The sequence below is a fragment of the Cobetia sp. 4B genome (assembly GCF_018831605.1).
GTDB lineage: Bacteria > Pseudomonadota > Gammaproteobacteria > Pseudomonadales > Halomonadaceae > Cobetia > Cobetia amphilecti.
This window is the reverse complement of sequence record NZ_CP059843.1, coordinates 2074562-2087554: the sequence shown is the minus strand read 5'-3', so window position 1 is coordinate 2087554 and position 12993 is coordinate 2074562. Positions and strand designations below refer to the sequence as shown.

The window sequence follows — 12993 nt, the reverse complement described above, 5'->3', positions numbered from 1 at the left end:
AGGGTACCCGCCGGGCGCCCTTGACCCTCATCACGCTGATGCCTGACGCACTATCCCAGCTGTGTCAGGCGGTGCTGTCGCTACCACCGGCCAGATTCTTCTTGCTGCCGGACTTGAAATCCGTCTCGTACCAGCCACTGCCTGCCAGACGGAACCCGGCGGCGGAGACCAGCTTCTCGAGCTGGTCCGTCTTGCATTCCGGGCACTCCGTCAGCGGCGCAGCGCTGATCTTCTGCAACTTGTCCATCCGATGGCCACAGGCCTTGCAGTGGTATTCATAGATCGGCATGGTTTTCTTTCCTGACAATACTGGTCACGGGGCTGTCTGAGCACCGTGAACCATGACAATGTTATGCCTTGCGGCGCATCTTGCGTTCAGCGCGCCTGCGACCCCAACATGAGAGCTTTCGCAAGCACCAGCAAGAGACGCCTACAATAAGGCCAGTTGAGCGGCTTTCAAGTCAAAGCGAAAGGGGCACATTATAGCGTGCTCGGCCCCGTGCGGGGCAACACCCAAGCACAAACCGGCCCAGACGCTACGTACTCGTCATTTCCGGGCCAGCCTTTCTGTCTTCCTATCTATCTTCCTACGCCATCATGAGGCACCTATGTCCGATCACGATCGTACTGCGCAGTCTCCCTCTCATTCTTCCACTCCCGCTTCCTCTCACTGCGAGCCTGCCTCGTCCACCGGCGCCCCGCAGGCCGTCATGCTCGATGCCGGCTCCGTCGGTGACGGGCTGGACTTCTCGGGTCTCGAGGCCCGCCTGGAAGGATTGGTCTGTCATGACGCGACCACGCCCGAGGAAGTGGTGCCACGACTGAGCGGTGCCTCCATCGTGCTGGTCAACAAGGTACGCATCGAGGCGCACCACATGGATGAGCTGCCGACCCTCAAGCTGATCGCGGTGATGGCGACCGGCACCAACAATATCGACATGGCGGCCGCCGAAGCACGCGGCATTCGGGTCATGAATGTCAATGCCTACGGCACTCACTCGGTGGCGCAGCACACCTGGATGCTGATGCTGGCACTGGCAGGCCGCCTGCCGGAATACCAGACCGACATCGCCGCAGGCGAGTGGCAACGCAGCGCGACCTTCTGCCTGATGGGCCGCCCCGTGGTGCAGCTGTCCGGCAAGCATCTGGTCATCATCGGCAAGGGGGAGCTCGGCACTGCGGTGGGCAGGCTGGCCGAGGCGTTCGGCATGCGCGTGACCTTTGCCGCCCGACCGGGCACAGCTCCCACTGCCGAGCGCCCCGCGCTGGAAAGCCTGCTGCCCCAGGCTGACGCCATCAGCCTGCACTGCCCGCTGACCCCAGAGACGCAGCATCTGATCGATGAACAGGCGCTCGCCGCCATGAAGCCCGGTGCATTGCTGGTCAATTGCGCCCGTGGGGGCATCATCGACGAGGACGCAGCGCTGGAGGCACTGGCCACCGGACAACTCGGCGGCCTGGCGGTGGATAGCCTGCCGGAGGAGCCGCCACGTGAAGGCCACTCGCTGCTCTCGGCCCTGGAAAGCCAGCACCATTCGGCGAGTGCACCCTTGAACCTGATCGTCACGCCGCACAATGCCTGGATCAGCCAGGAGGCGCGCCAGAACATGCTCGATCTCAGTCTGGCCAATATCGAGACATTCCTGAGCGAACATGCCTGACACGGCCACAGCCTCGCGGCCTCAACCTCGCGATGACAGCCACTGACGCCGAGTGGCAGGTGTGAGCGGTACGTCACGAAAAAAGCCCCCGAACCGGCATATGCGCCGAGTCGGGGGCTTTTTATGAGTGGCCTGGCGTCAGCGGATGCGGATATGCATGCCCGCCGCCTTGAGGGCGTTGCCTTCAGCGTCCCACGACACCACACGACCGCGTGAGCTCAACAGTACCCATCGGGTGCCGCTCGCTCGCTCGCCGTCCTCATGCTCACCGTCATCGTCAGCGCTCAGGCCCCGCTGTTGCACGGACTTGTCGCCAGCCTTGCCTGTGGCATCCGCCATCCCTGCCTCGTTCATTCCCATCGCCTCGATCTGCTGCAGGTCCTCTTCCTGCGGCGCACGCATCCGGTACTGGCACTCACAGCTTTCGCCGTAGGTGGTGATGATCTTGTGTCTGAGCGCATGTACCTGCTCGAGATCCTCCGGGTGTATCAAGCGATCGAAGTCCATTTCGCGCATCGCCAACGGCTCGTGGCCCGAAGCGCCGAGCATCTTCCAGAGATTGGGGTGGATCTGGACGATGCGCTCAGGAATGTCCATTTCCCACAGGCTATCGCCACTGGCTTCGAGGGAATCCAGCAAGCGACGCTCGCTGGACTGCAATTCCTTATGGGTCTGGCGCAGCCGCTGGTACATCTCTTCGGCGGTGGCGTTGGCATCATCCAGCTCGACGATGCCACTGCCACCCGCGGACTCGACTTCCGCGCCCATGCCGATGCGATGCAGACGCTCACGCAGCTCGGCAAGCGGCACCGAGAGGCGACGGCTGATGTGGTGCGTGCGCCAGCTCATGAGAATGAAGAAGGTGAAATAGAACAGGATCAGGCCACCGACCAGCGCCATACCGACCAGCTGGAAGTTGCGCCCGATCTCGGCGGTACGAAAGAAGACGGCGCTTTCCTCGACCATGCTCAACATGATCCAGCCATTGCCCGGCAAGCGCTCCCACGCCACCTTGTAGGGTGCCCCCGCCACATTGACACTCTCCAGGCCACGCCGCTGCTCGAGGATACGGGGCGCGAGTCTCTTGAAGACATCATGACCTTTCAGCTCCAGCTGGGCGGGCCGAATGACATCCTCTTCCTGGAGGTCATTGGCATCGGGGATCTCCAGCGGCAGCAGCGACAACAACTGCTCACCGGCGCGCGGGACGGCGAGTGAGCGTCCCTCGGCATCAAACAGCATCGCGAAGCCTTGCCAGGGCAGCTCCATCGCCAGCACCTGATTGACGATCACGTCCAGGGTCATGTCGACGCCGGCGACGCCGAGAAATTCGCCTTGCTCGGAATAGAAAGGACTGACGGCCGACGTCATCCAGCCATTGCCGGCCGGGTCTTCGTAGATGTCGGTCCAGATGGTGTTTCGCGAGGGATTTGCCTCTGGCGCGGCCAGATAGAAGAAGGAGAAGTCACGACAATCGTGGTCGGCTGGCACCAGCGAGGCCAGATCGACATAGGGGAAGAGACGGACATAGCAGTCGGCCATCGTGACGAAGGACTGCACCACGGCCGAGTGCGAGGACACGACACTGCGCATGATCGGGTCGACCGCCGTCATGCGCAGCGCCATGGGGATGTCCTGCTCGAGGCCTGGCAAGGCGGGATAGAAGCCGCTGCCCTGATTGTCCGCCGTCTGCTGACTGGCCCAGACACCGCTGGGCAGGCTTGCGTGACGGGCAACCTCGCGCGCCGCTACCCCGGTACCGGTGTCGCCCATGGCCAGTTCGCCTGCCTGGGCACCGAGCCCGCGCGACAGGTTCTGGACATGCTCCAGTTGCTGGCTGAGTGACTTGGCCTCCCGCAGCATCGCCAGATTGAGCTCGCTGCTCGACTGGGATTGCAGGTAATTGAGGTTGGCATCACGAATCTCGTCATTGGACACGAAATACACCGCCACCAGGGCGGTCTCGACCAACAGCAACGGAATCATGGTACTGGTGAAGAGCGCTCGCCAGACCCACTTCTTGATCGTGACGGCGGGTTGCTTCGACTCCGACATGGGCGACTATCCTGAATCCAGCGAGATGACAGGAAGTATGCACTTTCTCTTGCGTTCCAAGAGGCTAATAGCTTCAACGCTTAAACATGACCTGAAGGTCAGACCTTGGTGATACGACTGGGGACAGGCGGCCAAGGCTTTGCTAGGATGCTCGACCCCAAGGAGGCTGCATGCTTTACAACTACGGTTCTATCAATATCGATCACGTCTATCGGGTACCTCACCTGGTACGACCGGGTGAAACCCTGGCGAGTCTCTCCTACCGTCAGGTACTGGGTGGCAAGGGTGCCAACCAGTCGCTCGCGCTTGCGCGCGCCGGAGGCGACGTCACGCACTGGGGCCGCCTTGGCAACAGTGATCGCTGGGCACTTGAGCCGCTGGAAAGCGCCGGTGTCATCACCTCGCAGGTCGAGCTGAGCGCCAGCGCCAGTGGCCACGCCATCATCCAGGTGGACGACCACGCCGAGAACAGCATCATTCTGCATCCGGGTGCCAACCACGGTTTCACCGATGAGCATCTCGCGACGCTGTTCTCCGGCGTGACGCAGGGAGATTGGCTGCTGCTGCAAAATGAGTGCAACGCACTGGGCAAGGTCATCGAGCTGGCACATGCCAAGGGCATGAAGATCGCCTTCAACCCCGCCCCGATGGGCGCTGATGTCCTGCGCCTGCCGCTGGAACACTGCCAGGTGCTGTTCCTCAATCGCGGTGAAGCGGCACAGCTGGTCGAGCTGGAAGAAAGCGCGCCTGTCGCCACCCTGCTCGCCGCACTGCACACTCGCCTGCCTGACACCGAAGTGGTGATGACCCTGGGCAGTGAAGGCGTCTGCTACCAGCTGGGGGAACAGCGCATCCAACTGCCGGCGCACCGCGTCAATGCCGTGGACACCACCGCGGCAGGCGACACCTTCATCGGCTATTACCTGGCAAGCCAGATCGAAGGCCAGAGCATCGAGGAAAGCCTGCGTCGTGCCAGCACCGCCTCAGCCCTGTGCGTGAGCCGCGAAGGCGCAGCGCCGAGCATTCCGCTGGCCAGTGATGTCGCCGCTGCCCTGGCCGAATGGCCGACGCTCGACGTCCTGAGCAACTGACTTTCTGGGCAACTGAGCCTTTCAGCAACTGAACAACTGAGCTACCTGCACGGGACACCACCACGTGTCCCGTGCCGTGCCCGTGTCACCTCATGGGCGCCCTGTTGGCGTAACGCCCTCTATTGCAGGTCACTTCTTTCACGAGGTCAGCATGAAAACACCGATTATCTTTGATACCGATCCGGGCGTGGATGATGCCCAGGCGATTGCCATCTGTCTGGCGCATCCGGACATCGAATTCCTCGGCATGACCACCACCTTCGGCAACGTCACCATCGAGACGGCCACCTCCAACGCCCTGCTGCTGGGCGAACTGGCGGGGCAGGAGATACCGGTCGCCCAGGGCGCTGCCCAGCCGCTGGTCAAGGACAAGTTCCCGGCGCCGGCGCACATCCACGGTGCCAATGGCCTGGGCAACATGGAGATCCCGGAGCCCAAGGGCAAGGCGCTGTCCATCAGCGCACCGCAGTTCATCGTCGAGCAGGTCAATGCGCGTCCTGGCGAGATCACCCTCGTCGCCGTCGGCCCGCTGGGCAATCTGGCCACCGCACTGCAGCTGGACCCGAGCATCATCAGCAAGGTCAAACAGGTCGTCATCATGGGCGGTTCCATCCGTGAAGGCGGCAACGTCTCACCGGTTGCCGAGGCCAACATCTTCAATGACCCGCATGCCGCCGCCAAGGTGCTGACCGCCGGGTGGCCGCTGACCATGGTCGGTCTCGATGCGACGCACCGCTGCGTGCTGTCTCCGGCCCATGTCGAGCGCATCCGTGTCGCGCAAGGCGCACTCGGCGAAGTGCTGTCCGGCAGCTACCAGTTCTACAAGGCCTTCTATCAGGAAGCGCGCGGCATCGATGGTTGCTGCCCGCACGACAGCTGCGCCCTCGCCTGGCTGATGAAGCCGGAGCTGTTTACCACCGAGCGCGGCCACCTGAATGTCGAAGTCGAAGGCCTGGCCGAAGGTCAGACGCTGTTCGCCCCTGAGGGTCGCGAATTCCTCGGCAACCAGTGGTCCCAGACGCCGCTGGTCGACGTCTGCGTCAATGCCCAGGGCGACAAGGTCGTCGAGTGGATCACCGACGTGCTGACCACCAAGGCGTCCTGATCCGGCGCCCGGCAGGCCCGCCTGGGCCTGCCATCGGCCTTGCCACAAACCGAGACAACGCCCGCCAACAATGACGCTGACGGGCGTTGTCTCGGTTTGAGCACTCGCGCTTGTTCACTTTCCCCTTTCCCCTTTCCTTCCTCCTTCCTCCTTCCTCCTTCCTCCTTCCTCCCTTCTCCTCTTTTCCTCTTTGGCGTCTCTCCTTTACCGCAACGTCCTTCCCACGCCCCGAATACCGAGAAGTTGCTGGGTTATGAAGACTCTTTCAGTAAGATAACGGGATAAACTTTTGACTACCCCTTACCAGACGAGAGTGAATGGCGAGCCGTTCGGCGCATGCACATAATCTGATACGCTAGCGGAATCTCACTGGGCAAGCTCGACATACGCCGCCCCATCCTGCCTGCCACGGAGCTCATCATGCCTTCGACGACAACGTTGCCCTCTGCACCCGCTGCAACGCTTCGCACTCAGGATTCTCCCGCGATCGCCGACACCCAGTACGATTGCCTGGTCTTCATCGGTCGCTTCCAGCCCATGCACCATGGCCATGTTGCCGTGATGGAAGAGGCCCTGCGCCTCGCGCGGCAGGTCATCGTGCTGGTCGGTTCTGCCTGGCAGGCACGTTCACTGCGCAACCCGTTCACCTTCTCTGAACGCACGCGCATGATCCGCAGTTGCTTTGACGATGCCGACAATGCGCGTCTCGAAATCGTGCCGTTGCTGGATGCCCTCTACAACGACGATGTCTGGGTGCGTGATGTGCAGCGCAAGGTACGCGATATCGCGCGTCCTCAGGCCAACCGGATGCCGAGAATCGCGCTGATCGGTGCCAATCGTCGTGACAGCAACAGCCAGTCAAGCTACTACCTGAGTCTCTTCCCGCAGTGGGAGTCAGTGGCGGTGCCACTGCGCGAGGGGATGGAGGCCAGCCGTATTCGTGAGGTCATCTTCACCGAGCGTGCCCGCGCCGAGGATTGGCTGGACAACGAGGGGCTGGAGCTGCTGCCACCGCCGGTGGCTCAGCACCTGCATGGCTTCTTGGATGAGACAGCGTGGCAAGGGCTGGTCGAGGAACGTCGCCTGCTGGAGCAATATCGCGCCGCCTGGAGCGATGCGCCCTACCCGCCACTGTTCATCACGGTCAACGCCGTGGTGGTGCAGTCCGGCCATGTGCTGCTCACCACGCGGCGCGCGGCGCCGGGCAAGGGGCTTTACGCCCTGCCTGGCGGCTTCGTGCAACCCCAGGAGCGCCTGCTGGATGCCTGTCTGCGTGAGCTCAAGGAGCGTGTGCGCCTCAAGGTGCCGGAACCTGTTCTGCGTGGCTCTCTGCGCGGTCAGCGTCTGTTTGACGCACCACATCGCAGCTGGCGCGGACGCACCCTGGCAGAGGCCTTCTACTTCGCCCTGCGACCGGAGCAGCAGCTCCCCAAGCTCAGAAGCGGCGGCGGCGAGAACGAGGAGCAGGCACGCTGGGTCGCGCTGGCGGATCTGGAGCCCGACACCCTCTTCGAGGACCACTTCTTCATCATTCAGAATTTCCTCGGCCTGCATGCAGGCCAAAGTAGTTTCTGACTTCCCGGAACGGCCTATGCAGGCGCGCGCACTTCCCTGCATCAGCACAACGAAAACGGCAGCCCCGCGGGGCTGCCGTTTTCGTCTGAAGACACCTGGCTTTCTTTTGTCTTTTTCTTCGCCTTTGACTTTGCCTGTAACACTCAGGCTCAGGCTTCAAGAAAGTCGCGAGGCAGGTTCATCAGCTGTTTCCATAGCTTGTCGATGCCGGGCTTGTGGACCAGTGAGCAACGATAGAGACGAATCTCCAGCGGGATATCCCACGCCTCGTTGCCCGCGCGCACCAGCTTGCCGCTTTCCAGCTCATCGCGAATGCAGAAATCCGGAATCCACGCCATGCCGACGCCCTGCAAGGCCATGCCCTTGAGGCCCTCGGCCATCGCCATTTCATAGACGGTGCGCAGGCGCAGGCGCAGCGGATCATTCTTCAAAAGCATCTTCACGCTGCGACCCAGAAATGCGCCCTGGGTGTAGGACAGCAGGGGAATCGCATCCTGGCTGGTCTCGCTCTGCCCGGTCAGCGGGAAGCGGGGCTCGCCATTCTCCAACGGCACGCACACCGGCAGCATGTTGACCTTGGCGACCGAGAAGGACGGGAAGGCCTCGGCGTCCAGCTGCATGCTGGCGTAAGGGTCATAATAGGCGAGCATCAAGTCGCAGTTGCCTTCGCGCAGCGAGTGAATGGCGTCGCCGACATTCATCGCGGACAGGCGTGTCGGCAACTCCCCCAGGCCCTGCTGGAGACGCGAGATCCACTTGGGGAAGAAGGCCAGCGCCAGCGAATGCGCGGCCGCGATATCCAAAGTCTCGTTGGCCATGCCCAGCCCGCGCAGGTGGGCGAGACACTCTGACAGCTGCTCTGTCAGGTTGCGCGCGGTGACCAGGAACAGCTGGCCCTCCGGCGTCAGACTGACCGGGGTCGTCGAGCGGTCGACCAGCGTAGTGCCCACGGCCTGTTCAAGCGCACGAATGCGGCGACTGAACGCAGGCTGGGTAACGTGTCGCAGGCGAGCCGAGGTGGAGAAGCTGCGGGTATTGGACAGCGCAACGAAATCTTCCAACCACTTAGTTTCCAGGTTCACCCGAACTCCCAAAAATGTCGAACATGCCCAAGCGAGGCTTGCCTGGCCGGTCATGCAGGGTCTTGTCATGGAGAATGGTGCGTCGCGGCGCACCACCACCTTCGTCTTATGCGTTTGACGTATACGGCAGCGTTGAATGGCATTGGCCGCCGAGGGGCTGCGCTGGTTACCCTTGTCCACCTAGCCGCCATTCAAGCGCCACAGTGTACTTCAGCCAGGAGTTCCGCCCAAGTGAACCATCTCTCGGAAACCCCCATCGCCGCCAATGCCACCCCGGCAGCTTCCACGCCGGCCGACCTGAGCCATGCCGAGCGTGAGGCACTGGCCAACGGCTTCCGACTTGAAAAGGATCTCCTCGGGCGCGAGCCGGTGCCGGCTGATGCCTACTACGGTGTGCAGACCCAGCGCGCGCTGAACAACTTCCACCTCTCCGGCGTGCCGTTGTCGCACTTCCCGCGTCTCGTCGAAGGGCTCGCGCTGGTCAAGGCCGCCGCCGCCGAAGCCAACCATGCGCTGGGCTATCTCGAGACACGCGAGCACGATGCCATCCAGCACGCCTGTGCGCGTCTGATGAATGGAGATCATCACGATCAGTTCGTGGTCGACATGATCCAGGGCGGCGCCGGCACCTCGACCAACATGAATGCCAACGAAGTGATCGCCAATCTGGGCCTGGAATTCCTCGGCTACGAGAAAGGCGATTACCAACAGCTGCACCCCAACAATCACGTCAACATGGCGCAATCCACCAATGACGCCTACCCGACCGCCATCCGTGTCGGCCTGCTGCGCAGCCACTCGGTACTGGTGGATGCGCTGAGCGAACTGGCCAATGCCTTCGCCAGCAAGGCGCTGGAATTCGATGACGTGGTCAAGATGGGCCGCACCCAGCTGCAGGACGCGGTGCCGATGACGCTGGGCCAGGAATTCCGCGCCTTCGCCAATACTCTGCGCGAAGACGTCGATCGCATCGCCAACCTCAATGAGTTGCTCAAGGAGGTCAATCTGGGCGGAACCGCGATCGGCACCGGCATCAATGCCGACCCGCGCTACAGCGCACTGGCGATCGAGGCGCTGGCGCGTCGTTCCGGGATCGACTTCCGCCCGGCGTCGGACCTGGTCGAGGCCACCAGCGACATGGGTGCCTTCGTGCTCTTCCACGGCATGCTCAAGCGCCTGGCGGTCAAGCTATCCAAGATCTGCAACGACCTGCGCCTGCTGTCCTCAGGCCCGCGCACCGGCTTCAACGAGATCAACCTGCCGCCTCAGCAGCCGGGCAGCTCGATCATGCCGGGCAAGGTCAACCCGGTGATTCCGGAAGCCGTCAATCAGGTCGCCTTCGATGTCATCGGCAACGACACCGCGCTGACCATGGCGGCGGAAGCCGGCCAGCTGCAGCTCAACGTGATGGAGCCGCTGATCGCCTACAAGCTGCTCGACTCCATCCGCCAGCTGAGCCGTGCCATGACCATGCTCAAGAATCGCTGCGTGATCGGCATCACCGCCAACCGTGATCGCTGCGCCGAGCTGGTCAACAATTCCATCGGCCTGATCACCGCGCTCAACCCGTATATCGGCTATGACAACGCCACCCGCATCGCCAAGGAAGCCCTGGTCAGCGGTCGCAGCGTGCTGGAACTGGTACGCGAGGAAGGCCTGCTGGATGAAGCACGCCTGGAGGCACTGCTGTCCCCGCAGGCCATGACGCGCCCGCGTCAGATGAAGGACTGACCCTTCAGCGAGAGTCTGCTCGCTTGCCGCATCAACCTGTTGTCACATGCGACAGCGCCGCACCAGAAAGCCTCTGGTGCGGCGCTGTCGTATCAAAGCAATAAATCAGACGACTTTACCGACTTCGGGCATCACGCTTACTGCTGTGCGCTGGTCTGCGAGATTACATCATCACGATGCGCGGCAAAGTATTTGCGTGCACGCTCGGCTTCTTCCTCGGTGGGTGTATAGGTTGTCCATTCTCCGCCCTTCTCATCACGATAACGCACGACACCCTCGTCATGGTCGATTTCGTAATAAGGGTGGACTTCACGCAGATTGAAGAATGCGGCGGGGGCAAAGAACAGGATATCAAGCGCCAGATAACCACCATTGAACTTCAGCGGCAGAATGCCATACATGGGCATCTTGTTGTCATCCACTACTTCAAACTCGTAATTGCCGAAGCTGGTGGTGGGTAGCGTTTCTTGAACGGTAGACTGATCTCTGGTGACATCTTTCAAGTTGATACGCGCGGTCTCTGACGGGCTGCTGATCGTCGTATGCGCGCTACATCCTGCCAGCAGCGCCAGAACAGCCAGACCACCTGAGGCTTGACGCAATTTCCGGGCGATAGGTCGAGACATGAGTACGTTCCCTGTAGGTTATCGATTTTAATCGATCTGATTATTGAGTTCAGCAAGATCAGCAATGATCACGCGATGTGACACTAACACGAATCACGATAATCACGGTTATATAAATCGACATCACCATGCGACTGCCTTCCAAGGCAAACTCCTTTTCACACCGCACGCGGGTCCCGAGGATAGAAGCGTTCGGGTTGCGCCTCGATATGATCGAAATGCTTGGTGTTCTTGTAGGGCATCTTCATGAAGCCGGAAATTCCCAACCCGGAGATCAGCGGCACGGCATCGAGAATCTCCGCCAGCAGACGCGCGAATTCCTGCTCTCGCGAGGGGTCCAGCAGTCGGTAATAACTGTGAATCTTGAGGTGGTGTGGCAGGGCTTCGAAGATCAGCATGCCGGTGTGGTGGATGGCATTGAGTGACTCCAGTGCCTTCAATATCTCCTCGGGCAGCACCAGCAGTTCTTCAGGGTCCGGGCCGTCCTCGAAGTAGGAGTGCACGCGCGAGTCATCCTCGAGCTCCGGCACCGCACTGACCTCATAGCTCAAGCGAGGTCTGGCCTCCCCGTCTGCCGTCGGCGCGAAGACGAAGGCGGCCTCCGGGTCTTCCCGCTCCAGATGCAGGGTATCGCGGGCATTGAACAGACACGCCTTGAACACGCCCTGGCGATAGATGGCACGCGCCAGAGCGACCATGTTGTTGATCGCGACGACGAAGGCGGCCTTCAAGGCAGGGTCATGCAGGTGCAGCGCAGTATCCACGAAGATGCCTTGCGGCTCCCAGCGAATCGCCAGACCGCCGACGATAGGGTATTTGCCCAGACGACTGACCGCGGCCAGGAAGGCTTTTTCGGTGCCGCCCATGCCTTGCATGAAGTTCTTGTAGTAACGATCCAGCTGGACATCATTGACGGCGTCCAGCGCGTTGCCAGCATGTTCGCCGGTCTCGTCTGCCTCGAAGGCCTCACGCAGGAAGGATTTGCGCGAGGTATAGACGACCGTGTCGATCTCGCGCGTTGCCGGCCTCACCCATACCGGCAGCAGAGACTGTGGCGGCTCGAGAGGCAATTCCGGCATCACCAGCCGCGAGATCCTGCCCATCTCGCGCAGGAAGTAGTCGCCGGCCTGCATGCGCAGCTGCGGGTCATCCGCCAGCATGCCATCGAGCAGACGCGCGAATTCCCGGGGTAACCCCAGCGACACCGCCGGAATGGCGCGCACGCCGAAGCGACACGACTGGCCAGACGCCAGCGCATAGAGTGTGGCGGCCACGCCCTGCTCATCGAAGCGCGGCGAGGACAGCGCACCATTGAGCTGCTCCTCGCCGATGAAATAGACATCGCCCAGACGCGCATTGGTCTGTTGCAGGTTATCCGACATCAGCTGCATCACGTTGGTGGTGATGAACTGCTGATGCTCATCGAGCTGAGCGAATACCGAACTGCCCCAGTCGATCAATGCCACCTGTTCCCGCTCGACATCGAAGACCAGATTCGACGGCTTGATGTCACCATGCACGACTGGTGGCGTGCCTGCCCCTGTCGATGACCCGCGCAGCGACTTGAGAATGTCGGCCAGCTGACTGGCGATCTTGACCACCAGACGCGGCGACATGCGCCCGTGACGCAGCGAATATTCCTCGAGATTGATGCCCGGCGCGCGCTGCATGACCAGAATCGACTGCCGCCGTACCCGCTGATAGCTGACCAGACGCGGAATCAGCGGGTGAGCGACCTGGTCGAGCATGTAGGCCTCTTCCTCCAGGCGGTCCTGCAGTGCCTGGGGCAGGGTCACCCGCGTGAACTTGAAGACATGTTCTTCACGCGTGCGCCGGTCTTCGCCCAGGCGCCAGCCCGCGAACACGAAACCGTAGGCGCCCTTGCCGACCAGATGGATATCCCGGTAGCCAAGCCCCTCGAGCTGGGCGATGCACAGCGCCACCCAGTCCTTGAGCTTCTTGGCATCATGATGCGAGAGCAGATAGATCGACTGCTCTTCCGGGATATAGAACTGTTGCAGACGCTCGTGGGCGCGCGCATCACTCATGCGAGATGCTCTCTAGCTG

10 protein-coding genes are annotated in these 12993 nt (G+C 61.8%); 5 read left to right on the top strand and 5 right to left on the bottom strand.

Features of this window, described 5'->3' with window-relative positions; genetic code table 11:
* Nucleotides 1-64: 64 nt before the first annotated feature.
* Entirely contained in the window at nucleotides 65-289 is a 225-nt protein-coding gene (locus tag H2O77_RS08795) for a zinc ribbon domain-containing protein (RefSeq protein WP_043333602.1), read from the bottom strand.
* A 319-nt stretch (nucleotides 290-608) separates the two neighbouring features.
* On the opposite strand from H2O77_RS08795, the gene H2O77_RS08790 reads away from it, so the two are divergent.
* Nucleotides 609-1661 carry a D-2-hydroxyacid dehydrogenase gene (locus tag H2O77_RS08790; protein WP_215824406.1) on the top strand — a complete coding sequence of 351 codons (1053 nt, stop codon included), beginning with the start codon at nucleotides 609-611 and terminating at the stop codon, nucleotides 1659-1661.
* A gap of 138 nt (nucleotides 1662-1799) precedes the next feature.
* Here H2O77_RS08790 and H2O77_RS08785 read toward each other — a convergent pair whose 3' ends face one another.
* Entirely contained in the window at nucleotides 1800-3716 is a 1917-nt protein-coding gene (locus tag H2O77_RS08785; protein ID WP_215824405.1) for a hypothetical protein, read from the bottom strand.
* A gap of 170 nt (nucleotides 3717-3886) precedes the next feature.
* Here H2O77_RS08785 and H2O77_RS08780 point away from each other — a divergent pair, with 170 nt between their 5' ends.
* The 3 genes from H2O77_RS08780 (at nucleotide 3887) to H2O77_RS08770 (ending at nucleotide 7487) form a co-directional block, all read left to right on the top strand.
* Nucleotides 3887-4807, top strand: coding sequence for a ribokinase (locus tag H2O77_RS08780; RefSeq protein ID WP_054556692.1), 921 nt, complete (start codon nucleotides 3887-3889; stop codon nucleotides 4805-4807).
* A gap of 151 nt (nucleotides 4808-4958) precedes the next feature.
* On the top strand, nucleotides 4959-5912 hold the full coding sequence (locus H2O77_RS08775; RefSeq protein ID WP_215824404.1) for a nucleoside hydrolase: 954 nt from the start codon (nucleotides 4959-4961) through the stop codon (nucleotides 5910-5912).
* A 420-nt stretch (nucleotides 5913-6332) separates the two neighbouring features.
* Nucleotides 6333-7487, top strand: coding sequence for a bifunctional nicotinamide-nucleotide adenylyltransferase/Nudix hydroxylase (locus H2O77_RS08770; protein WP_107334817.1), 1155 nt, complete (start codon nucleotides 6333-6335; stop codon nucleotides 7485-7487).
* A gap of 149 nt (nucleotides 7488-7636) precedes the next feature.
* Here H2O77_RS08770 and H2O77_RS08765 read toward each other — a convergent pair whose 3' ends face one another.
* On the bottom strand, nucleotides 7637-8569 hold the full coding sequence (locus tag H2O77_RS08765) for a LysR substrate-binding domain-containing protein (RefSeq protein ID WP_054556694.1): 933 nt from the start codon (nucleotides 8567-8569) through the stop codon (nucleotides 7637-7639).
* 321 nt (nucleotides 8570-8890) lie between these two features.
* Here H2O77_RS08765 and H2O77_RS08760 point away from each other — a divergent pair, with 321 nt between their 5' ends.
* On the top strand, nucleotides 8891-10300 hold the full coding sequence (locus H2O77_RS08760; protein ID WP_235507031.1) for an aspartate ammonia-lyase: 1410 nt from the start codon (nucleotides 8891-8893) through the stop codon (nucleotides 10298-10300).
* A gap of 137 nt (nucleotides 10301-10437) precedes the next feature.
* On the opposite strand, the gene H2O77_RS08755 is transcribed toward H2O77_RS08760, so the two are convergent.
* Nucleotides 10438-10926 carry a hypothetical protein gene (locus H2O77_RS08755; RefSeq protein ID WP_215824402.1) on the bottom strand — a complete coding sequence of 163 codons (489 nt, stop codon included), beginning with the start codon at nucleotides 10924-10926 and terminating at the stop codon, nucleotides 10438-10440.
* 158 nt (nucleotides 10927-11084) lie between these two features.
* On the bottom strand, nucleotides 11085-12974 hold the full coding sequence (locus H2O77_RS08750) for a protein kinase (protein ID WP_215824401.1): 1890 nt from the start codon (nucleotides 12972-12974) through the stop codon (nucleotides 11085-11087).
* Nucleotides 12975-12993 lie beyond the last annotated feature (19 nt).

Excerpts from the sequence above, each read along its gene's own strand:
- H2O77_RS08795 (WP_043333602.1), bottom strand. The coding sequence starts at position 289 with ATGCCGATCTATGAATACCACTGCAAGGCCTGTGGCCATCGGATGGAC.
- H2O77_RS08790 (WP_215824406.1), top strand. The coding sequence starts at position 609 with ATGTCCGATCACGATCGTACTGCGCAGTCTCCCTCTCATTCTTCCACT.
- H2O77_RS08785 (WP_215824405.1), bottom strand. The coding sequence starts at position 3,716 with ATGTCGGAGTCGAAGCAACCCGCCGTCACGATCAAGAAGTGGGTCTGG.
- H2O77_RS08780 (WP_054556692.1), top strand. The coding sequence starts at position 3,887 with ATGCTTTACAACTACGGTTCTATCAATATCGATCACGTCTATCGGGTA.
- H2O77_RS08775 (WP_215824404.1), top strand. The coding sequence starts at position 4,959 with ATGAAAACACCGATTATCTTTGATACCGATCCGGGCGTGGATGATGCC.
- H2O77_RS08770 (WP_107334817.1), top strand. The coding sequence starts at position 6,333 with ATGCCTTCGACGACAACGTTGCCCTCTGCACCCGCTGCAACGCTTCGC.
- H2O77_RS08755 (WP_215824402.1), bottom strand. The coding sequence starts at position 10,926 with ATGTCTCGACCTATCGCCCGGAAATTGCGTCAAGCCTCAGGTGGTCTG.
- H2O77_RS08750 (WP_215824401.1), bottom strand. The coding sequence starts at position 12,974 with ATGAGTGATGCGCGCGCCCACGAGCGTCTGCAACAGTTCTATATCCCG.